The organism is Fretibacterium fastidiosum (assembly GCF_000210715.1).
GTDB classification, from domain to species: domain Bacteria; phylum Synergistota; class Synergistia; order Synergistales; family Aminobacteriaceae; genus Fretibacterium; species Fretibacterium fastidiosum.
In genome coordinates this window covers 2,391,664-2,412,398 of record NC_021038.1, presented here as the reverse complement: position 1 = coordinate 2,412,398, position 20,735 = coordinate 2,391,664, and the positions used below count along the sequence as shown (strand labels likewise).

Below are 20,735 nucleotides of genomic sequence, written 5' to 3'. Positions count from 1 at the left end.
ATAATGTATCTTATGTTACAAAAAATTGAGGAGACCCAGAACTCACAGCCGTATCTTTTTCAGGTTCTGCTGTGCCTGGACGATGGCGGAGATCGTGGAGGCCATGGCGCCGACCTTGTTCGACGCTTCGTGCATGGTTTCAATCGCTCCTTCCATCTCGGCGGATGTCCGGTTCAGTTTCTCTCCGGCGTCCTCGATCATCGTCTCCATGGACTCCATCGTCGTCTTGTTGTTGGAGAGGCAGTCCGAGAACGAGGACAACGTCCGCTGAATGGTCTCGAACAGCTCATTGATGCTGCGCATGTTTTCCATCGTTCCCTGGACAGCCCCGGATATCTCGCTGACCTTGGCGTCGATGGACTCGGACGCCGTCCTGGTCTCTGCGGCCAGCTCCTGAACGTTATGGGCCACGACCGCAAATCCCCGGCCGTGCTCCCCTGCCCGGGCCGCTTCGATGGAGGCGTTGAGAGCCAGAAGGTGCGTCTGCCTCGCGATGCGCTGAATGTTGTGGGAGATCTTGCCGATCTCGAGGAACAGTTCCAGGGTCTTGATGGTCGCGTTCAGCGTGTTGGAAACGGTCTCGCTCATGCCCTCCAGGCTGGTGCCCGACTTCGCCATCTCCTCCATCAGGTTCGCATTGATCGTGTTGATGGCCTCGACGCCCTGTTTCGCATCCCGGCTCCCGGACGCGAAGTCCTCTCTCAAAGCCTGCAAAACGCCATAGAGGCTGGTAAACTGGTTCGAGGTGTCCTGAACCCGTTCCTCCACCTTGCGGACCCGTGAAACGAGCACCTCGTCCAGCTGGGACATGAAGGAGTCCATCTGGACGCCCGCGAAATACGCCCCCGAGAGAACGTGGATCAGTTCCAGGCTCTTTTGTTCCGTCATGGAAGGCCTCCTTTCACCTCAGCGTCCGTAAATCTGGTCGATGATGTCCGTCCCGCACCGAAGTCCTTCGAACCAGGAGAGGAATTTTTTGACGTTCTCCCGGCCCTGGATTACGGCTCCGTGCTGGGGAGCGATCGTTTCGACGTCCAGGGTGGACACGCGACGCACCCAGCTGCGGCACGCCGCGTTGGAGGCCATGTAGCGCTTGTGGAAGCCCTCCATGAGCGGCAGGTGGGCCTCGAAGTCCGTCACGATGGGATAGCGTTTCCCCTCGGGGAAGAGCGCCGCGCCGATATCCCCCGTAAAGAGTATCTTTGAAAGCGAGTCGTAAAGCGAAAAACACCCCGTGGAATGGAGAAAATGCGAGGGGACCATCACCAGCCGCGCCCCTCCCGACAGGGTCAGGGACTTTCCTCCATCGGGAATGGAGACGATGCGCCGCCCGTCGTATATCCCGAAGTGCGGAAGGAAGCGCACCCACAGCTCCGAGATGTGCACCATGGCCCTCTCCGCCATGGAGAGCCACAAGGTGATGCCCGATGAGACGTCGGGGTCCTGATGGGAATAAAAGATGTGGCTGATGGCCTTGAGGTCCACGAGTTCGGCGACGTTCGCCAGAACCCGGGGAAACACATGAGCTCCGCCCGGATCGAGAAGCACGATTTCCCTTCCGGAGGTTATGACGTACTGGTTGGTCTGGACGGCCATGCCGTCCTCCTTCTCCTCCCAACCCAGCATGATGAAGCGGTGATCCTTTTGCTCGAAAAGAGGGAACGACTCCAGCTGCTGCATTTTAATCTGCCTCCATCCTCGGCACAGCCATTACTTGATGCGGCCTTCCCCTGCCCCTGCCTCCGATCGGGTATCGGTCAGTCCAGGAAGAGCTCGGAGATAATGTCGCGAACCTTCTCCAGTTTATGGACTTTCGTCACGTTGCTGCCGCAGAAGAAGAGCCCGTTTTCCCAATCGCCGTTGAAGGCGTCCACCAAAGCCGCCGCGATGCAGAAGGTCTCCCGCGTCTTGCGGTAGCGGCAGTGTGTCAGACAGTTGGCCATGCAGGGCTTGCTCTCCACGTGTCCTTCAAGGTAGCCGGCCACGAACGGGTTTTTGATGGCGCGCCCCGGAAGCCCCGCGGGGCTGTGGATCAGGACGACGTCGTCGGCCGTCGCGTCAATGTAGGCCTGTTTGAACCTTGGCGAGGCGTCCCCCTCCTCGGTGCAGGCGAAGCGCGTCCCCATCTGGACGCCCTTCGCCCCCAGCGCGAAGACCCGCTCCAGGTCAGAGCGGTCCCAGATGCCGCCGGCAGCGATGACGGGAACGTCGGAGCGCATCTCCTCCGCGACGTACTTGACCACCTCCGGCACGGCGACCCCAAGGGAAAGCACTGGGTCGTAGACCTGCTCCATGGTCGTGGCGCCGAGGTGCCCCCCCGCCGTGGCGGGCTCTTCCACGACGAAGGCGTCTGGGGTCCTGCCGTACTTCTTCTCCCAGTGCCGCACGATCAGGCTTGCGGCCTTGGCGGAACTGACGATGGGGACGAGGGCAACGTCCGGAAAATCCTTCGTGTAATCCGGCAGGCGGAGGGGCAGGCCTGCGCCGGAGATGATGATGTTCGCCCCTCCTTCGGCCGCTGCGCGCACCTGCGTGTCGTAGTCGGTCAGAGCGACCATGCAGTTTACCGCCAGCACGCCGTCCGCGCCCGCCAGCTCTCTAGCCCTGGCCAGCGTCTCCTTGATGACGATCGCGTTCGCCTCAAAGTAATTGTGTTTTGCGACGCTGAAAAGGGGGGAGTTGTGGCACAGCCCGACGCTTGCGATCGTGCCCACGGCACCACACTTTGCAACGCTGCCCGCAAGGCCCGCGCCGGAGATGCCAACGCCCATCCCGCCCTGAATGAGCGGGTAGCGCGGTCGATACTTTCCTATTTTCAAAACGGGCACATCGGTATGCACCTGAAAAAACACTCCTCTGCGAATAAAGTACGAGATACCTGGCCGCCAAGGCGCCCGATCAGTATAGCACAAAGCCCTCGCCGATCCGGTCGCCGTACGGACGATTCCGTCATTTGCATGGGCTGTAGCCGCAGCTGAAGCAATAGGCGCAGCCGGAGATCATCTCCATGGGTGCTCCGCACTCGGGGCAGACCGCCCCCCCCTCGCGGGACGCCCGGCCACCCGTTGCGGGCTCGCTCCGCTCGATCAGCTTCTCCAGAAGCAGCGCGATGGCGTCCGGGATGGACCGGGCCACGTGTTCCTCGTCGAAGCCGAACATCCAATACTCCTTTCCAGACAGCCCCCTCAAGGTGTCGATGAAGTCCTCAAGGCGGCATCCGGATCGCAGGCCGATCGAGATGACGCGTGAAAGCGCTTCCGTCATGGCCTTCAGCTCGGACCCACTCTTGCCCACGTTGATGAAGATCTCAAAGGGCGCGCTGCCGTCGAAGTTCAACGTGATGTAAATGCTGCCCCACGGCGTGCTCTCCTTGATCGTCTTGCCGAAGACAACCAGGCCCGGACGCTCCTTCACCTTTTGGGGAGGCGCGCCGTCCTCCGCCGTCTTGATCTCGATGGGCTGATAGGAGCGGGAGCCGTCGCGGTAGATGGTGATCCCCTTGCAGCCCATGGCGTAGCAGTCCCGATAGACGCGCCTCACGTCCTCCACCTGGGCCGCGTTGGGCAGGTTCACCGTCTTGCTGATGCCGCTGTCGACGACGTGAGCAAAGATGCCCGTGACGTTCACGTGCTGCTGTGTGGAGATGTCGTAGGCCGTGACAAAGGCCGGGTTGGACAGCTTCCCCGTCGATCGATACTCCTCGCGCTGCTCGGCCGTCAGGAGTTTGTGCCAGAAGTCGCGGTCCTCGGTGCCCGATCCATCGACCTTTGCGATGCGGCGATTCCACGACCAGGCGAAGTTGGGCTCGATCCCGGAGCTCGCGTCCAGGATCATGGAGATCGACCCCGTCGGCGCGATGGAGAGGCGGCGGCTATTGCGCATCTCGCCACGGACCAGCCCCTTCAGGACGGCCTTGACGTCGTCGAAGGAGAGGGGCTCGATGGGGTTCAGCAGTTCCTCAAGCGTGTTGATCAACGTCAGGGGGACGAGGTCTGAGCCGCGCATGTGTGAGAGGAGCTCGCGGTACTCGTCCCTGGAGAGGCGCTCGAACCACGCATCGCTGAAGAGCGTGCCGTCGCCGAAGAGCCGCCCCTCCCCTTCGATCTCCTCACGAAAGGCGTCGAACAGGTCCTTCACCAGGCCCCGTTCCGGGAAGGGGTCCTTGCCGACGTCGGAGACCATCTGGACGGTGGCGGTCAGGGCGGAGCGCGCCAGAACGCCGCTCAGGTTCCGACAGTAGTCGTCGAACTCCCTTCCGCCGTAGACGATCCCCTGCAGGATCGAGGCGTCGGCCAGCCCCATGATGCCCAGGCCCACCGGGCGGATCTTTCGGGTCCTCTCCCCTATCCTCGGCAGCGGATAGCTGCAGGCGTCGATGACGAGGTCCAGGTAGTACATGGACCGGAACACCTGATCCGCGAAGGCGCGCCAGTCGAATTCGCCGTCCTGGACGAAGGGCTCCACGTTGATGGACCCCAGGTTGCAGCTGGTGTAGTTCGGCAGCGGCTGCTCCCCGCAGGGGTTCGTGGACTCGATCTCCCAGTCCGGGTCCATCTTCAGCAGGTTGTCCTGACGCGCCCGGTCGATGAAGAAGACGCCGGGATCCCCCCGCTTCCAGGCGCTCTCGGAGATGTGGTCCATCAGCTCGCGCGCACGAACGGTCCTGACGACGCTGCCGTCCGTGCGGGAGTGCAGGTCAAAGGTCCCGTCCTCCTCGGCGGCGCGCATCAGCTTGTCGGAGATCGCTACGGAGATGTTGAAGTAGGAGAGCTTGCCGTCCTCCGTCTTGCAGTCCACGAACTGATAGATGTCGGGGTGATCGTCAAAGAGCATTCCCATCAGGGCCGCGCGGCGCTTTCCGCCCTGGACGACGACGGCTCCCATGGTGTTCCAGGTCTCCATAAAGGAGACGGGTCCGGAGGCCTGTCCGCCGGTCCCGGAGCCGATAACGGCGCCATGCTCCCTGAGGTGGCCGAAGTTGCTGCCGACGCCACCGCCGAACTTGCTGATGACGCTGGCGTCCTTGACGGACTCAAAGATGCCCTCGATGCTGTCCGGGATGTTGATGACAAAACAGGCGAACAGCTGTTGGTTCCTGGTCCGGGCCTTGAACAGGCGGTCGTAGTCCTCAAAAGACATCTGATCCGCCGGTTTGTAGACGAGCTCAGCGAATTCGGGCTTTACGGTCAGGCCGGCGGCCGAGCTGAAAAGGCAGGGGGAGTTGAAGAGGAACCTGCGCGACAGGATGTCGTTTGCGATGTTCTTCTCAAGCGTCCTGAGCCATTCCAGGGATTCCGGAGCCGCGGCGTCCAGGTATTGCGTCTCCGCGCTTGCGATGGTCCGCGAGATGCGGCGCGCAAACTCCTCGAAGCTGGCCTCTTTGCGGAGCCCCTTCGCCAACGCGTCGTAGCGCTCGACGAAATAGCGTTGAGCCAAGAGCCACATGGCGTTCTCGGAGAGGCGGGGCACGGAGGGCGTCTCCAGACACTCCGCGGCGATGCGGCCGTCAAAATGCTCCTTGATGAACTGCTCCAAAACACAACTCCCCTTCTTCAACCAAAGGACATGGCCCCGGCTTTTAGAGACCTTCGGGCCTTCGTCAAAACGGCATCCCCCGATCAGGGGGACCGGAGGATGCCGTCGTGCGTATCCGAGTCTGTTTCGTCAATCGGGGCCGATTTATTTTTTGGTGCTTCCCTGCGGGATATCAAGCGCGATCCAGACGGCCTCCTGCCCCGCATAGGGTTTGTCATCGGGGAGGATCTCCAGGCTGGGCGATCCCAGGAGCCCCTGCCCTTCGGCGGCCTGCTGCAGCTCCTCTCGCGAGTCGCCGGCCAGCGTACCGACGTAGATTTTGTTCCCCTGCTGCACGACGGCGGCGTCCTCAAGCCTCTGCTTCAGGGCCTCCGCGGCGTTCGTGTCGGCGTTGGGCTCCTGAAACGCCTGATCCGCGACCTGACGCGCCATCGACAGCTGCTCCAGCGGGGAGAGCCCTTGGCTCGAGCGATAGAGCTCCACCGCCTTGGCCCACAGGCCCTTCGCCGGATCGACGTCCGCGAGCCTGAACTCCAAAAAGCTCGTGTCAACGGTTGGTGCCCACAGCGAGATGGAGGGGATGGAGAGCTGTACGTCCAGTGCGTCCCTGAAACGCTTTGCCAGGTTCGGGTCGTACAGGGAGAGCGCCGCGGCGATGCCGTTCTTCTCGTCCGCCAGGAAGGCGCGAATCCCCTCGAAGTCGATGAAGAACGTGCTCATCGAATCCTTCTTCAGGAGCTCCGAAAGAGCCGCCCCGGGGGCGGACGCCCTGGCGAAGGATGCGGGGTCGCAAAGCCCCAGCGTCAACGCCTCGCCCTTGAGGCCCATGAAGAACGGGAGCGGGCTGCTGGTGGCGTCGGCCTGAAGCATCTGGTCCCAGCCATCCGCCTTCACCGGGTTCACGGGCGCCACTTCGCTGGCCTCCAGCTTTTTGAGGAAGGCCGCAGCCGCCCCGTTGCTCCGGGTCAGGGTCATGAAGATGCCCGGAAGCTTCGTCTCCATTCCAATGAGACCCTTCAGTGAGATGTTTCCTCCCACCGACAGGGAGAAATCCCCGTTCATGAGGCCCCTCGCCTCAGGCTCGGTGACGCCTATCCTTTTGAACGCCTCGACGGCGCTGCCCCACAGCGCCTTCAGGCGGGGGTTTGAATCCAGCGCTTGAGACGACAGATAGCCGCCGCCGGCGATCAGCGGGCTGCCCTCACCCAGCGGGAGGATGCGCCCGCCCGACACGGGGCCGACGCCCTCCCAATTCGCAAGGTAATCCTTCGCCATGGCCTCCTCGACGTTGGCTCCCATGGAGACGAGGAAGCGGTCCTTAAAGCCCTCAAAGGCCACCTCGAGGTCCAGTGGCGCGCGGAAGGTCTCCCGCAGCGCCTTCGAGTCCTCCTCCGTCCAGGTCACGTCGCCCTCTTCGGAGGCCCTGGCCTTGCCGATGGCGTCCGCCAGGTCGGGGTCCAGGTGGAGGAAGGCGAAGTTCCCTGCCTCAAAGCGGCGCTTCATCGATAGCCTCTTGCCGCTGTCGCCGAGAGCCGCCAGGGCGTCCTTCAGGTCCTCCGGGGTGAAGGCGGCCAGGAGCAGGTTGTCCTTCGCGCCGAGGAACACCGCGTCGTTGACCTTGACCATGCCATCCATCGCCTCGATCTGTGAAAAGACCCCGCCCAGGGGGGACCCTTCAGACTTGCTCCCCAGGAGGAGCAGCGACAGGTCGTCGGGCGACGCCTTGCCGCTTGCGACGAGGTCCAGCTGAGGCTGAAGCTCCGGAGGAAAGGCCACCGCAACCTGAATGGAACCGGCTTTGGCCTTCGGATCGTCCGTCCCCACGAGGACGGCGAGCCCCTTCGCCGGGACCTTCTTCAGGACATCGGCAAAGACGTTGATGGAAGCCTCGTCCACTTCCCCTCCGAGGGGAGCCAGGACCTTCAGGTTCTCCGGGGAGAGCGCCCAGCGCACGAGCCAGCCCACGTCCTGCAGGTTCAGCACCGCGTAGGCGGACTTCTCCGGCCTCGCACTCAGCGCCTCGAAGGGCTGAGCGGCCCAGGACGATGAGGCGAGCCCCAACGACAGGCAGAGGACGAGCGCAGCCTTGAAAAGCGTCTTCTTCAGGTTTGACATAAAAACTTTCCTCCTCACTGAAATTCTTTCTGAAACCCTGATATTACCCCTTTGCGTACGCGCCGTAGATATCCAGAAACGTCTCCGGCTTCAGGGAGGCACCGCCGACCAGCGCGCCGTCGATGTCCTCCATGGAGAGGAGCTCTTTGGCGTTGGCGCCCTTGACGCTCCCTCCGTAGAGCACGACGCAGCCGAGCTCTCCCTTTTGGGCGATCTCCCGAACGAGCTTGCGGCTCCACGCGCAGACCTCCTGGGCCTGGGCCGAGGTTGCGGACCTTCCGGTGCCGATGGCCCAGACGGGCTCGTAGGCGAAGACGATCCTCCCGCACTCCTCCGCGGAGAGCCCGGTCAGGGCGGACCGAAGCTGGCGCTCCATGACGGAGAACGCCTCCCCGCCCTCGCGCTCCTCCAGGGTCTCGCCGTAGCAGAGCACCGGGGTCAAGCCCGCGTCCAGACAGGCCTTCACCTTTTTGGCGATCAGGTCGTCACCCTCCCCCAGGATGTGGCGCCGCTCGCTGTGGCCGAGGATGACGTGGGTCGCCCCTGCCTCCTCCAGCATGGGGACGGAGACCTCGCCCGTAAAGGCCCCCTGCGGTTCAAAGTAGACGTTCTGAGCGCCGATGATGGGCGGGGTCTTCAAGTGCGCCGCCGCCTCGCGGGCCGCCCAGATGGAGGTGAACGGCGGAAAGACGGCAACCTCGAGCTCCCTTCCCAGCCTTGAAGCCCAGGGCGCGGAGGCGTCCGTAAAGGCCTTGAAGAAGGCCTCCGTCTCCGCCCTCGTCATGTTCATCTTCCAGTTGCCGTAGAGGTAAATTTTCTTCATCGTTCGTCCTCCCCTGCAAAAGTGTAAAGAATATCCTAAAGCTCGAAGGGGGCCATGCCCGGAAGTTTTTTGCCCTCGCAGTACTCGAGGCTTGCGCCGCCCCCCGTCGAGACGTGGGAAACCCTCTCGGCAAAGCCGAACTGGCGGACGGCCGAAGCGGTGTCCCCGCCCCCGATGACCGTGACCGCGCCAGAGGCCGTGCAGTCTGCGACGGCCTGGCAGATCGCCCTGGTCCCCTCGGCGAAGAGCGCGTTCTCAAAGACCCCCATGGGGCCGTTCCACAGGACGGACCGCGCGCCCCTAAGGGCAGCGGAAAACTCCGCGATCGTCCTGGGCCCGATGTCGAGCCCCATCATGTCGGCGGGCATGGCGTCGCTGGCGACCGTCCTCGTCTCCGTCGCGTCCAGCCCGGAGGCGACGACGCTGTCCACCGGCAGAAGCACCTTCACGCCCATGGCCCTCGCTTTCTTCAGCGTCTCGCGCGCGAAGTCCAGCCGGTCCTCCTCGCAGAGGGACCTTCCGATCTCCTTCCCTTCCGCCTTGAGGAACGTGTAGGCCATGCCGCCGCCGATCAGGATGACCGTGGCCTTGTCCAACAGGTTGCCGACCACGGCGATCTTGTCGGAGACCTTGGCACCGCCCAGGATGAGCGCGTAGGGCTTCGCCGGGTTTTCGCTGACGGCGCCCAGCATCTCGCCCTCGCGCACCAGGAGGTCCCCCGCGAAGGACTTGAGGTGCGGGATGACGCCGGCCGTCGAGGCGTTCGCGCGGTGGGCGGCGCTGAACGCATCCATCACGAACACGTCGAAGGGCTTCGCCATCAGCTCCGCGAAGGCGGGGTCGTCCTTCTCCTCCTCCGGGTGGAAGCGGGAGTTCTCCAGCAGGACCACCTCGCCCTCACCGAGGTCCCTCATGGCGGCCTCGACCCTGGGCCCCACACAGTCGTCCACGAACCGCACCTTCAGCCCATAGGCCTTCTCCACGTCGGGGACGATCTGCGCGAGAGAGAACGCGGGGTTCACCTGTCCTTTGGGGCGTCCGAAGTGGGACACGAGGGCAACCTTCGCACCGGCGTCCATGAGCTTCTTCAGGGTGCCGGCATGGGCGCGGATCCTCGCGTCGTCCGTCACCTTCCCGTCCTTGAAGGGGACGTTGAAGTCCACCCGCATCAAAACCTTCTTGCCCCGGACGTCCCCCTGGTCAAACGTCTTCAGTCTCATCGCGAACATCAGCTCCCTATCGATGAAGTCTTTGTGCCGCCATCCCCCGGAGAACCCCACGTCCGGGACGGCAGAGAGGTCACGTAATCGTGCAGACGGTTCCAGTGATATTTTACAGTACTTTTTGTAACTGGGGGGGATAATTTTTCCCCCAGCTCCGAGAGCGATGCCTCCGGGTTGGCGAGGCGCACCTCGACGATCCGGCGCATGAGGGGCGGCAGGCCGGGCAGCAGTCCGGCGTCGGACACCGCAAGCGCCAGCTGCATCTGTTCCGCCGCCACGCGCAGGTGTCTTTCGATGTTCACCGTGTCGCAGTTGCGCTCCCGGTTGGCCTGATTCCGCATGGAGCGTATGATCGCCTTGTTCTCCAGCTGCAGCGAGACGGCGGACAGCCCCAGGTTGCACAGGAACGTGACGATGCCCTCCTGGTTACGCAGGAGCATCTCCCGCGCGCCGCGAAAGGGCCTTTCCCGCCAGGGCAGGTCCGTCCTTCGGAGCAGCGTCCGCAGTGCCTCCGCGACGGGGTCCGGGGCAACGCGCAGGACGAGGTAGTACCCCGCCCGCGGGAGGTAGAGCCCGCCGCAGCTCCCCCACAGGCCCCGCAGCCAGGCCCAGTGCAGGGGCGAGAGGGGAAGCCCGTCGTCGGCGAGCCCGGCGGCCAGGGCCAGGAGCTCCCCGCGAAACTCGACCGGGATCCGTATCCGGACCCGCCCTCCGCTCTCCGCGGGCAGGGTCACGGAGTCCGCGATGTTCCACCCCGCGTCGAACCAGGACGTCCGCCGCCACAGCTTCAGGAGGCGGCGGGCCAGCCACAGCCGGGCGGTCCCCAGGACGAGCCGGTCGCCCCGCGCCGTGAGGAGCCCCGACAAGAGCCCCCCGCACTCCGCCTCCACGAGGGGCGCCTCATCGCCGGGGCAGGCGCTCCACTCGTCCCACAGCTCCTCGATCATGGAGTGCACGGCGCTACTCCTCCATGTGGCGGCAGATGCGGAAGACGATGGCAGCCAGCTTCTGCGGGTCGTGCCGCACCAGCTGCGCGTCCATGATGAGGGCGGTGGGTGCCTCGATGCAGATGCAGCCCATCCTGCGTATCCTCTCGCGTTGGTGGTGGTCCAGGTAGAGCGGGTCCGCTCCCCTCTCGTGATACGCGGAGAGGACGTCGTCGGGAAAGGGGTCACTGTTGACGATGACGCACTCCGGGACCGTGCCCAGGGCCGCAGCCACCCATTCGAGGTGCTGCAGGACGCTCATCCCCTCCGTCTCCTCGGGCTGCGTCATCAGGTTGCAGATGTAGACCTTGGGGGCGGGGGCCTCCCGGAGCTTCCGTGCGAACTCCGGTAGCAGCAGGTTGGGGATCACGCTGGTGAAGAGGCTGCCCGGTCCCAGGAGGATGACGTCCGCGCCGTCGACGGCGCTCATGACGTCGGGCAGCGGGCTCGCGTTCTGGGGCTCCAGCCATATCTCCTGCAGGTCCCGCCCGCGCTCCGAGACCTCAAGCTCTCCCCTCACCCGCGTTCCGTCCCTTGTGCGGCCCACCAGGGTGATGTCCTCCGTCGTCACGGGAAGCACCTTCCCCCGTATGGCCAGAAGGTGGTTCATCTGCTCCACCGCCACGCGAAAATCCCCGCACATCTCGGTGACCGCCAGCAGGAGCAGGTTGCCGAGGCTGTGCCCGGCCAGGTCGCCGCGGTCGAAGCGGAAGTCCAGGATGCGCTTCAGCGCGTTGTCGTTCTCCGCCAGGGCCACCATGCAGTTGCGGACGTCGCCCGGCGGGAGCACGCCCCACTCGGTGCGGAGCCGTCCGGAGCTCCCCCCCTCATCCGTCACCGCCACCACCGCCGTGATGTTCCTCGTGAAGGCCTTGAGGCCCTTCAGGAGGGTGGAGAGTCCCGTCCCCCCGCCGACGGCGACCACGGAGGGGCCCGTCGCCAGCCTGCGGGCGATGGCGCCTCGAAACGGGTCCTCGTCCCGCGCCCTCCAACTGAAGAGCCGCACGTCGAAGGCCACGATGAGGAAGAGGGTCGTGAAGATGCCCAGGGCAAACCCCAGGGCCCAGTCGAGCATCATATCGTCCCCTGCCCCCGGTCCCGGTGGAGGAGGCTGACGCCTCTCGAGGTCTGCGCATAGCGTTCGTAAAGCCACTCCGTCACGGCGACGGAGCGGTGGCGCCCTCCCGTGCAGCCCACGGCGATGTGCAGCTGCCCCCGCACCGCGTTCAGGTACTGCGGGATGACGAAGTCCAGGAAGCTCCCGGTGCGCTCCAGAAACTCGTTCGTCTCGGGAAAGGAGCGCAGGTAGTCCCGGACCGCGCGGTCGGACCCCGTGAGGGGCCTGAGCTCCGGGACGTAGTAGGGGTTGGGGAGGCAGCGCGCGTCCAGGACAAAGTCCGCGTCCTGGGGGATGCCGTGCTTGAAGCCGAAGGAGCTGAAGAGCAGGGACACCTCCTCCTCCGCCTCGTTCAAGAACTCCAGGAGCAGCCGTTCCCTGTGTTGGGGGAGGTCCATCCGTGACGTGTCGATCACGATGTCCGCCCGTTCGAGGACGGGGGCCAGAAATTCGTGCTCCCGCGCTATGCCGTCGCTGGTGGACAGGTGCTTGCCCAGGGGATGGATGCGCCGGGTCCTCTCGTAGCGCCTCAGGAGCTCCTCGTCGGAGGCCGTCAGGAAGAGGATGCGCACCCTCGTCCCGACCGCGTTGAGGTCGTCTACGACCCTGGTGAAGTCCGCCGCGTTCTCCACGTTGCGGACGTCGAGGGTCACGGCGACCCCCCGTTCGACGGCGGAGGGCCGATGGGCGAAGAGCTGAAAGAGCTGGGGTAAAAGCTCGGTCGGGAGGCCGTCTATCGTGATGAACCCAAAGTCCTCCAGGACCTTCATCGTCATGGTCTTCCCCGCTCCGGACATGCCCGTCACGATAATGAACTGCCTGATGCCCTTGCGCTGTGCGTCCACGTCGTCCTCACCTCCGTTGCAGCGGTTGCAGGTCGAGGGGCGGCAGCCGCCGCTTTCCCCCGCGGCGGGTGACGCCCTGCCCGTTCCTGTCTCCCCGTTTATTCTACACTAGAACCCCCTGAGCGGGAGGGGCGTTCGGCCCCTTTCGAGCGAGGCCTGCAGGGGCTGGAAAAACCACCCATGGCGTAACCCCCTCGAACGCTATAATAGAGGCGTTGCAGCGCCCTTTTTGTTTTCAGTTGTCGCATCTAAAAAATCTTTTCAAGGAGGACTGTCATGCGATTCCAAAAGTGGTTGTTTCCAACGATCCTTGCGGCGCTCTGCCTCTGCCTTGGGGCGGCGCCGGGCCGGGCTGCCCTTCCGGCCGGGGTGCAGAGCTTTGCCCCGACGGGGAGGGTTTCGGACAACGTCTCCTTCCGTCTGGTCTTCAAGAACGCCGTCGCCGCGAAGAAGGACGTGGGCAGGGCGATGGGGGTCGAGGAGTTCCCCTTCGAGGTGACGCCGGCGATACAGGCCGAGGGAAAGTGGCAGAACGAGACCACCTTCACCGCGCGCCTCCTGGCGCCGCTCCGCATGGGGACGTCCTACACGGCGCGCCTTCGGGAGGGCCTGACGGACCGAAAGGGCAGGCATATCCCCGCCGGGTCCTTCTCCTTCCAGACGGACGCTCTGACGCCGACCGCGGTCAAGGCCATAATGGGGCGCGACGACGCGCGCCTCGTCATCGCGTTCAACATGCCCGTGGCGCCGGCGGTCCTTCAGGGCTTTCTCCAGATCGTGAACGAGCAGGGGCAGAAGGTCCCCTTCACCCTCCAGGGAACTGCTCCCAACCGATCGGTTCAGGTCCGCGTGCCGTTGGGGCAAAGCCTCTCCCGTCAGACGCTGACCGTCCGCATCGCGGCAGGCCTGACCTCCGGCGAGGGGGACCTGGGCCTTGCGCAGAACTTCACGTCCCGGGTGGTCCTCGAACCCAAATTGACCGTCGAGGGGGTCCGTGGGGATGAGGGCGCGATTCAGGCGTCCTTCAACTTCCCCATCGACCCGGAAAGCGTCCGGGACTTCGTCGCCGTCGAGCCACCCGTGGACTTTCGTCTGGACTCCAACTGGAGCGGGAACGCCCTTCAGATTCGCGGGGACTTCAAGCCGCGCAGCCGCTTCGTCGTGACGCTGCGCCGGGGGCTGCCCTCCAAGGAGGGCGGGCTTGCCCTGAAGGAGGACTTCAAGCAGGCCGTCATCATGCCGGACCTGGAGCCCAGCATCTCCATCCCCACGTCGGGGACCTACCTCACCGCCATGGGCGGAGGCCTCATCCCCCTGGAGCTGGTGAACGTCAAAAAGCTTCAGGTGAACCTGTGGCGCCTCTATGAGAACAACATCCCCTACGTTATCCGCGGGGACTACAACAGCTTCTCGAAGGACCTGGCGCGGCGGACGTACAGCCGCGAGTTCAAGCTCGACCTGCCCCTGAACGAGCGCGTGCGGCGCAGCCTGGCCGTGGACGAGCTTGCCAGCGGCGACCGCGGGCTGTTCCTGCTCTCCGTGCGCGATCCGGATGCGGAGTACTGGGACGAGGAGGACCAGATGCTCAGCCTCAGCGACCTCGGAGCCGTCGCCCGCGTTTGGGAGGACGGGCTGATGCTCTGGGTCAACACCCTTTCGGGCACGCAGCCCGTGGCCGACGCGGAGGTCCGCATCTACTCCGGAGCCAACCAGGTGATCGCCCAGGGCAAGACGGACGCGGAGGGCATCTTCTCCTTCGACCGTCAGGAGCCCTGGGGCACGGACGCGGGGGAGCAACCGCGCCTTGCCGTCATCTCAAGCGGCAGGGACCTGACCTACGTGCAGCTCACGCGGAGCCTGCTCTCGCAGGAGACGTTCGACACGGCGGGGCGCCCATGGCTCCGTGAGGGGTATGACGCCATTCTCTTCGCGCCGCGTGACATCTACCGCACGGGGGAGGAGGTCCCCTTCAAGGCCGTCGTCCGCGGCGCGGACCTCTCCACGCCCGCCCCGTTCCCGGTCCTCTTCACGGTGCGCGACCCCCTTGGGCGCCGCACGGAACAGCAGACGGTGACGCTGAGCGACATGGGCAGCGCGCTCTTTACGCTGAAACTTCCCTCAAACGCGCTGACGGGGCTCTGGTCGGCTGCGATATCCGTCCCCGGACGCGAGGAGAGCCCCATGGCGTCCATGAACTTCCACGTGGAGGACTTCGCGCCGCCGCGCATCGAAGTGAAGATGAGCACGGACTCGAAAACGCTCACCCACGGGGACGACTTCCAGGCCGCCATCACCGCGCGCTGGCTCTTCGGCGCCGACGGGGCGGGACTGCGCTACAAGACGTTCTGGAGCGCCAAGGACTCCCCCTTCACGCCGACGCAGGATCGATGGAAGGGCTACACCTTCGGCGACAGCTCAAGGAAGTTTGAGGGCGCACGAAACGACATGGACGAGGGGCAGCTCGACGCCTCGGGGCGGGCCAGCTCGACGCTGACCCTCGACGCCAACTGGGAGGCAGCCTCCACCATCGCCGTGACCCTGCGGACGGAGGTTATGGAGGATGGCGGAAGGTGGGTCAGCGACTCCATCACCCTCCCCTACTTCCCCGCCCCCTGGCTTTTGGGCATTGCGGCAACGGAGGAGCAGATGGCGGTGAACCGCGACCTCACCTTCCGGATCGCCGCCATCGATCCCCAGGAAGAACCCACGGACCCCGGCTCCCTCACCGCCTCGCTCTACCGCGTCAGGTGGAACTACAACATGGTGGAGGTGGATGGCTACCGCCGCTGGCAGAGCTCTGAGGAGCTGTCCCTCGTCGATGAAAAGTCGGTGACGCTGAAGGACGGCCTTGGTTCCGTTTCCTTCCGTCCCGGGGAGTGGGGGACCTATCTGGTGCGCGTGACCGACGCCAACGACAACGCGCGGGCTGCGATGCGCTTCTACGCCAGCGACGCGAGGTACGCCGATCGCGGTGGCTCCCCCATCCTGGACCGAGTGGGCGTCTCCATGGACCGGGAGTTCTACAGGGTCGGCGACACGGCAAAGGTGACGCTCACCGCCCCCTTCGAGGGCCTTTTGCTGTTCAGCGTCGAAGGGGCTCGCCCGATCTCCCGCCAGGTCCGCAGGGTGGACGGTCCCGATGTCACGGTCGAGGTCCCCGTCACGCAGGACATGGTCCCCAACGGCTGGATCACGGCATGGCTCGTCCGGCCCGTCAGCGAGGAGGACGCCTCCGCCTGGGGGACGCACCGCGCCGTCGGCGTCGCGCGCCTCAAGGCGGACCTGACGCCGTACAAACTGGACGTGACCATGGAAGCGGCGGACAGGGTGGAGCCAGCCTCGACCCTGCCGGTCAGCCTGACGCTCAAGGACGCGGAGGGCAAGCCGGTTCAGGGCGATGTGGCGCTGGCGCTGGTGGACGACGCCGTCCTCGGCCTGACCCGGTACAAGACGCCGGACCTGTTGGAGCACTTCTGGGGGCTTAAGAAGCTCAATTCCGAGGGATACGACCTCTACGACCTCCTGATCCCGGTGGAGTCCCGCGCGACGGAGACGCTGCACCCCGCCGGCGGCGCGGCGATGGCGGCCCTTGCGGGAGCGGGGGCGAACGTGCAGCGCTTCAATATCCTCTCGCTCTTCCAGGGTCTGCTCTCCGCCGACGCGGAGGGACGGGTGAAGGCGGACCTCGACGTGCCCGAGTTCAGCGGACGCGGCCGTCTCTTCGCCGTCGTCGCCTCACAGAATCGCTTCGGGATGGCCGAACAGCCGGTGCAGATCGCCCGCAGCGTCGTCACCGAGGTGAACCTTCCGCGCTTTGCCGCGCCGGGAGACGTCTTCGTCGCGCCCCTGTCGGTCTTCAACGCCTCCACCGAGGTGCGGGACGTCACGCTCTCCATCTCCGCGGAGGGCGGCCTGAAGGTCGCGGAGAGCCAGAAGACCCTTCGCGTCGAGCCCGGCGCCCAGGCCCGGTGGGAGACTGAGGTCAGCGCACTGGAGCCTGGGGTCGCAAGCTGGGACGTCGTGACCTCATGGACCGAGGGAGGCGGACAAAAGGAGTACCGGCAGACGATCACCCTGCCCATCCGTTCCCCCTGGCCCGTCGTGTCCCGATCGGGCTCCGGAGTCTTTGAGTCCGGGACGACCCCCATCGACATCCCGACGGAGGACTTCGCCGGAAAGGTCACGGGAACGCTGTCCCTCGCGGACACGCCCATGGTGGACCTGACGCGGGCGGTGCCCTACCTGCTGAACTACCCCTACGGCTGTCTGGAACAGACGCTTTCCGCGTCCTGGCCCTTCCTGGTGCTGCCGGACGCCGTGTCGGCGCTGGACCCGCTGCTGGTCAACGATCAGCTGGTACGCGATCGGGTGGAGACCGCCATGGCGAAGCTGCAGTCGATGCAGCTCTACGACGGTTCCTTTGAGACGTGGCCCGGAACGGGACACCCCTACGCATGGGGAAGCGTCTACGCGGCGCACTTCCTGGTGGAGGCGCAGCAGGCGGGGGTGGACTGCCCGAAGGACATGCTGGCGGGGGCCATGAACTGGCTGCACCAGTTCCTCGCCTCCATGCCTGCCGAGGACTATCCCACGGCGGAGACAGACGACTTCACGGCGAAGGCGTATGCGGCCTACGTGCTTGCGCGAAACGGAGAGAAGCCGCTGGGCTGGATCGAGTACCTGCGCGAGAACCGGGAGAACATGTGGCCGTCGGGCCGAATCTGGCTGGCTGGCGCTCAGGCCGTGATCGACGGACGGGGCGACGCACTTCGGGAGCTGGCTCCCGTCGACTCGAAGCTCCCCCAGGCGGCGCGCTGGCGGACGCTCGAATCCGACGTCCGAAACACGGCGCAGCTCCTCTCGCTCTGGATGGAGGTCGAGCCACAGGCCACCGAGGCCGTGGCGCTGGCGGCGTCCCTTGTGAAGTGGGGACAGGAAAATCGCTGGTACAGCACCCAGGACAACGCAGCGGCCCTGATGGCGCTTGCGCGCTACAACCTGAAGGTCGGCACCGAGAAGGCGAACCTTCAGGGGACCCTGACCGACGGGACGAAGGACCTGCTGACCTACAGGAGCGGCAGCGCTTCCTCCATCGCGACGTCCGAACTTCCCGCCCGCGTCACCTTGAACGTGCAGGGCACGGGCAGGGGGTACTACACCTGGAACCTCATGGGGACGCCCAGGTCCCAGCCCAAGGCCGAGAAGCGCGGGATAGACGTCGAGTGCGCGTGGTACGACGAGAAGGGCGGGGCTCTGGACCTCGCGCAGCCCATCCCTCAGGGCACGCGAATGCAGGCGGTCCTCACCCTGAAGCCCTCTTTGCCCGTCAGCGGCCTGGCGGTTTCCTGCCTGCTCCCAGCAGGCCTTGAGCTGGAGAATCCGCGGCTGGATCCGGGCCTGGACGATGTCGCCGGGTCCTACGGCGTCGTCGGAGACGTCCGGGACGATCGCCTCCTGCTCTTCTTCGATCGCCTCGAGCGGGAGCGAACCTACAGCTTCAAGGTACGGGCCGTCACCCGCGGGACTTTCGTCATTCCGCCGATCTCAGCGACCGGCATGTACGATCCGGCCGTGCACTTCACGGGGCGGGGGCAGTCCGACCTGACCGTCAAATAAGCGCGGACGAGGTCAATCGGAGGTAAAACGGGGGCGGACACCTTCAAGATGTCCGCCCCTCTTTGCTCCGGATACGGGCCACTCGACCTGTCAAACGTCCCGCACGCCGCCCTTGAGGAAGGCCTGGTACGTCCGGCGTATGCCCTCGTCCAGGTCGATGGTGTGGCGCCATCCCATCCCTCTGAGGAAGGTGATGTCCAGCAGTTTACGAGGGGTTCCGTCCGGCCTGCTCTCGTCCCACAAGACCCGCCCTGCATACCCGACGACGGCGCACACCTTCTCCGCCAGCTCGCAGATCGTCAAGTCCTCCCCCGTCCCGACGTTCACGATGCGCGAACCGTCGTGGCGCTCCATGAGAAAGAGGCAGGCGTCGGCCAGGTCATCGACGTGGAGAAATTCCCGCCGCGGCGTTCCCGTCCCCCACAGGGTCACCGATTCCGCACCCTTCGCCTTCGCCTCGTGGACCTTGCGGATCATGGCCGGCAGGACGTGAGAGTTCTCCAGGCCGAAGTTGTCCCCCGGCCCGTAGAGGTTCGTGGGCATGACGGAGATGAAGTTCGTCCCGTACTGCTGGTTGTACGCCTGACACATCCGGATGCCCGCGATCTTGGCCAGGGCGTAGCAGTCGTTGGTCGGCTCGAGGGGCCCGCTCAGGAGGGCGTCCTCCGGGATAGGCTGCGGCGCGAATTTGGGGTAGATGCAGGAGCTTCCCAGAAAGAGGAGCTTTTTCACCCCCGTGCGCCAGCTCTCGCGGATGACGTTCGTCTCCATCATGAGGTTCTCGGAGATGAAGTCCGCCGGGTAGACGGCGTTCGCATGGATTCCGCCGACCCTTGCCGCGGCCATGAAGACGTACTCCGGCCTCTCGCCTTCAAAGAAGTCCTGCACCGTTTGCTGCGACAGCAGGTCCAGCTCTCCGTGCGAGCGGAGCAGGAGGTTGCGAAATCCCGCAGACGTCAGGCGCCGGACAAGGGCGGAGCCCACCAGTCCCCCGTGGCCTGCGACGTAGATGCGGGCGTTCCGGTCCATCACAGCTCCTCCAGGGCGCTGCGCACCTCGTAGCCCGCATCCCGGATCAGGATGTCCTTCTTGAAGAGGTCCAGGTCATAGCGGACCATGCGCCGCACCAGGTCCGAAAACGACACCTTGCGCTTCCAGCCCAACTCCCGCTCCGCCTTGGAGGGGTCCCCCAGAAGCAGGTCCACCTCCGTGGGGCGGAAGTAGCGCGGGTCCACCTCGACGAGGACGCGGCCAGTTCCGGCATCGACGCCCACCTCGTCAAGTCCGCTTCCCCGCCACTCGATCTCCATCCCCGCCTCCTTGAAGGCCAGCGTGGCGAACTCCCTCACCGAATGGGTCTCCCCCGTCGCGATGACGAAGTTGTCCGGCCGGTCGTGCTGCAGGATGCGCCACATGGCCTCGACGTAGTCCTCGGCGTGCCCCCAGTCCCGCTTCGCGTCCAGGTTTCCCAGCCACGTTTTGTCCTGGAGCCCCAGGGCGATGCGGGCGGCCGCGCGCGTGATCTTGCGCGTCACGAACGTCTCGCCGCGCAGTTCCGACTCGTGGTTGAACAGGATGCCGTTTGAGGCGAACAGGCCGTAGGACTCGCGGTAGTTCACCGTGATCCAGTAGGCATAAAGTTTTGCGGCCGCGTAGGGACTGCGCGGGTAGAAGGGCGTCGTCTCCCTCTGGGGCGTCTCCTGCACCTTGCCGAAGAGCTCGCTGGTGGAGGCCTGATAAAACCGCGTGCGCTTTTCCATGCCCAGGATGCGTATGGCCTCCAACAGGCGAAGCGTTCCGATGCCGTCCGAGTCCGCCGTGTACTCCGGCGTCTCAAACGAGACCTTCACGTGGCTCTGAGCGGCCAGGTTGTAGATCTCGTCCGGCTGGACCTGCTGGATGATGCGGATCAGGTTTGAGGCGTCCGTCAGATCCCCGTAGTGCAGGAAGAAGTGAGGGTCCTCCTCGTGCAGGTCCCTGTACAGCCCGTCGATGCGGGCGGTGTTGAAGATCGAGCTGCGCCGTTTGATGCCGTGGACGCTATAGCCCTTCTTCAGAAGAAACGAAGCCAGATAGGCGCCGTCCTGCCCGGTGATGCCCGTGATCAGAGCTGTTTTCATCTAATCTTCCTCCGCGCCGTCGATACGGCGAATCAGGGTTTTGATGCTTCGTGTTGCGTGGAACTCGCGCAACGCCGCACGGGCGGAGCCGATTCCGCGCAACAACGAGAAGAGATCGAGACTCCGCGCCCGGAACAGGAGCTTCAGAGCCGCCGCGAGCATGAACAGCTTGAATTTCACCTTCAGCCACAGCAGTTTTGGACTGTGTACGTCGTCGTAGATGCACTCAAACAACAGGTGAAAGTTGTACCACTTGGAGGCCGCCATATTGGCGAGGTTTAGACGGGCCCCCCCAGCCGGATAATGAAAAAAATGTCCTTCCAGACTATTGACGATTCGCATCCCCATTTTTTTA

14 protein-coding genes are annotated in these 20,735 nt (G+C 64.9%); 1 reads left to right on the top strand and 13 read right to left on the bottom strand.

The annotated features are described in order from the left end of the window. Nucleotides 1-42: 42 nt before the first annotated feature. The 10 genes from SY1_RS10840 to rapZ form a co-directional block, all read right to left on the bottom strand. On the bottom strand, nucleotides 43-888 hold the full coding sequence (locus SY1_RS10840; RefSeq protein ID WP_015557041.1) for a methyl-accepting chemotaxis protein: 846 nt from the start codon (nucleotides 886-888) through the stop codon (nucleotides 43-45). A gap of 18 nt (nucleotides 889-906) precedes the next feature. Beyond that, nucleotides 907-1,680 carry an oxygen-binding di-iron domain-containing protein gene (locus tag SY1_RS10835; RefSeq protein ID WP_015557040.1) on the bottom strand — a complete coding sequence of 258 codons (774 nt, stop codon included), beginning with the start codon at nucleotides 1,678-1,680 and terminating at the stop codon, nucleotides 907-909. A 77-nt stretch (nucleotides 1,681-1,757) separates the two neighbouring features. Beyond that, nucleotides 1,758-2,819, bottom strand: a complete 1,062-nt coding sequence (locus SY1_RS10830) for an NAD(P)H-dependent flavin oxidoreductase (protein ID WP_279369753.1) — start codon at nucleotides 2,817-2,819, stop codon at nucleotides 1,758-1,760. 130 nt (nucleotides 2,820-2,949) lie between these two features. Beyond that, on the bottom strand, nucleotides 2,950-5,556 hold the full coding sequence (locus SY1_RS10825; protein ID WP_243440676.1) for an adenosylcobalamin-dependent ribonucleoside-diphosphate reductase: 2,607 nt from the start codon (nucleotides 5,554-5,556) through the stop codon (nucleotides 2,950-2,952). 123 nt (nucleotides 5,557-5,679) lie between these two features. Beyond that, on the bottom strand, nucleotides 5,680-7,650 hold the full coding sequence (locus SY1_RS10820) for a hypothetical protein (RefSeq protein WP_015557038.1): 1,971 nt from the start codon (nucleotides 7,648-7,650) through the stop codon (nucleotides 5,680-5,682). A 43-nt stretch (nucleotides 7,651-7,693) separates the two neighbouring features. Beyond that, nucleotides 7,694-8,473, bottom strand: a complete 780-nt coding sequence (gene tpiA / locus SY1_RS10815; protein ID WP_015557037.1) for a triose-phosphate isomerase — start codon at nucleotides 8,471-8,473, stop codon at nucleotides 7,694-7,696. Nucleotides 8,474-8,508: 35 nt separating this feature from the next. After that, on the bottom strand, nucleotides 8,509-9,693 hold the full coding sequence (locus SY1_RS10810; RefSeq protein ID WP_208873790.1) for a phosphoglycerate kinase: 1,185 nt from the start codon (nucleotides 9,691-9,693) through the stop codon (nucleotides 8,509-8,511). A gap of 8 nt (nucleotides 9,694-9,701) precedes the next feature. Then, entirely contained in the window at nucleotides 9,702-10,643 is a 942-nt protein-coding gene (gene whiA / locus SY1_RS10805) for a DNA-binding protein WhiA (RefSeq protein ID WP_243440733.1), read from the bottom strand. Between the two features lie 13 nt (nucleotides 10,644-10,656). Next, nucleotides 10,657-11,760, bottom strand: a complete 1,104-nt coding sequence (locus SY1_RS10800) for a gluconeogenesis factor YvcK family protein (RefSeq protein WP_015557035.1) — start codon at nucleotides 11,758-11,760, stop codon at nucleotides 10,657-10,659. Continuing rightward, nucleotides 11,757-12,644: an RNase adapter RapZ gene (gene rapZ / locus SY1_RS10795; RefSeq protein WP_243440675.1), complete on the bottom strand. Its 888-nt coding sequence runs from the start codon at nucleotides 12,642-12,644 to the stop codon at nucleotides 11,757-11,759. The genes SY1_RS10800 and rapZ overlap by 4 nt, the downstream gene beginning before the upstream one ends. 294 nt (nucleotides 12,645-12,938) lie before the next feature. On the opposite strand from rapZ, the gene SY1_RS10790 reads away from it, so the two are divergent. Then, nucleotides 12,939-18,260 carry an alpha-2-macroglobulin family protein gene (locus SY1_RS10790; protein ID WP_208873788.1) on the top strand — a complete coding sequence of 1,774 codons (5,322 nt, stop codon included), beginning with the start codon at nucleotides 12,939-12,941 and terminating at the stop codon, nucleotides 18,258-18,260. A gap of 90 nt (nucleotides 18,261-18,350) precedes the next feature. Here the strand turns inward: SY1_RS10790 and SY1_RS10785 are convergent, their stop codons facing one another. The 3 genes from SY1_RS10785 to SY1_RS10775 all read right to left on the bottom strand — a co-directional run. Further along, nucleotides 18,351-19,289, bottom strand: a complete 939-nt coding sequence (locus SY1_RS10785; RefSeq protein ID WP_015557033.1) for a GDP-L-fucose synthase family protein — start codon at nucleotides 19,287-19,289, stop codon at nucleotides 18,351-18,353. Beyond that, nucleotides 19,289-20,380 (bottom strand): GDP-mannose 4,6-dehydratase, encoded by a 1,092-nt coding sequence (gene gmd, locus SY1_RS10780; protein ID WP_015557032.1) that lies wholly within the window; start codon nucleotides 20,378-20,380, stop codon nucleotides 19,289-19,291. Before gmd ends, SY1_RS10785 begins: the two co-directional genes overlap by 1 nt. Next, on the bottom strand, nucleotides 20,381-20,735 hold a 355-nt coding region (locus SY1_RS10775; RefSeq protein ID WP_208873787.1), incomplete at its 5' end, for a hypothetical protein.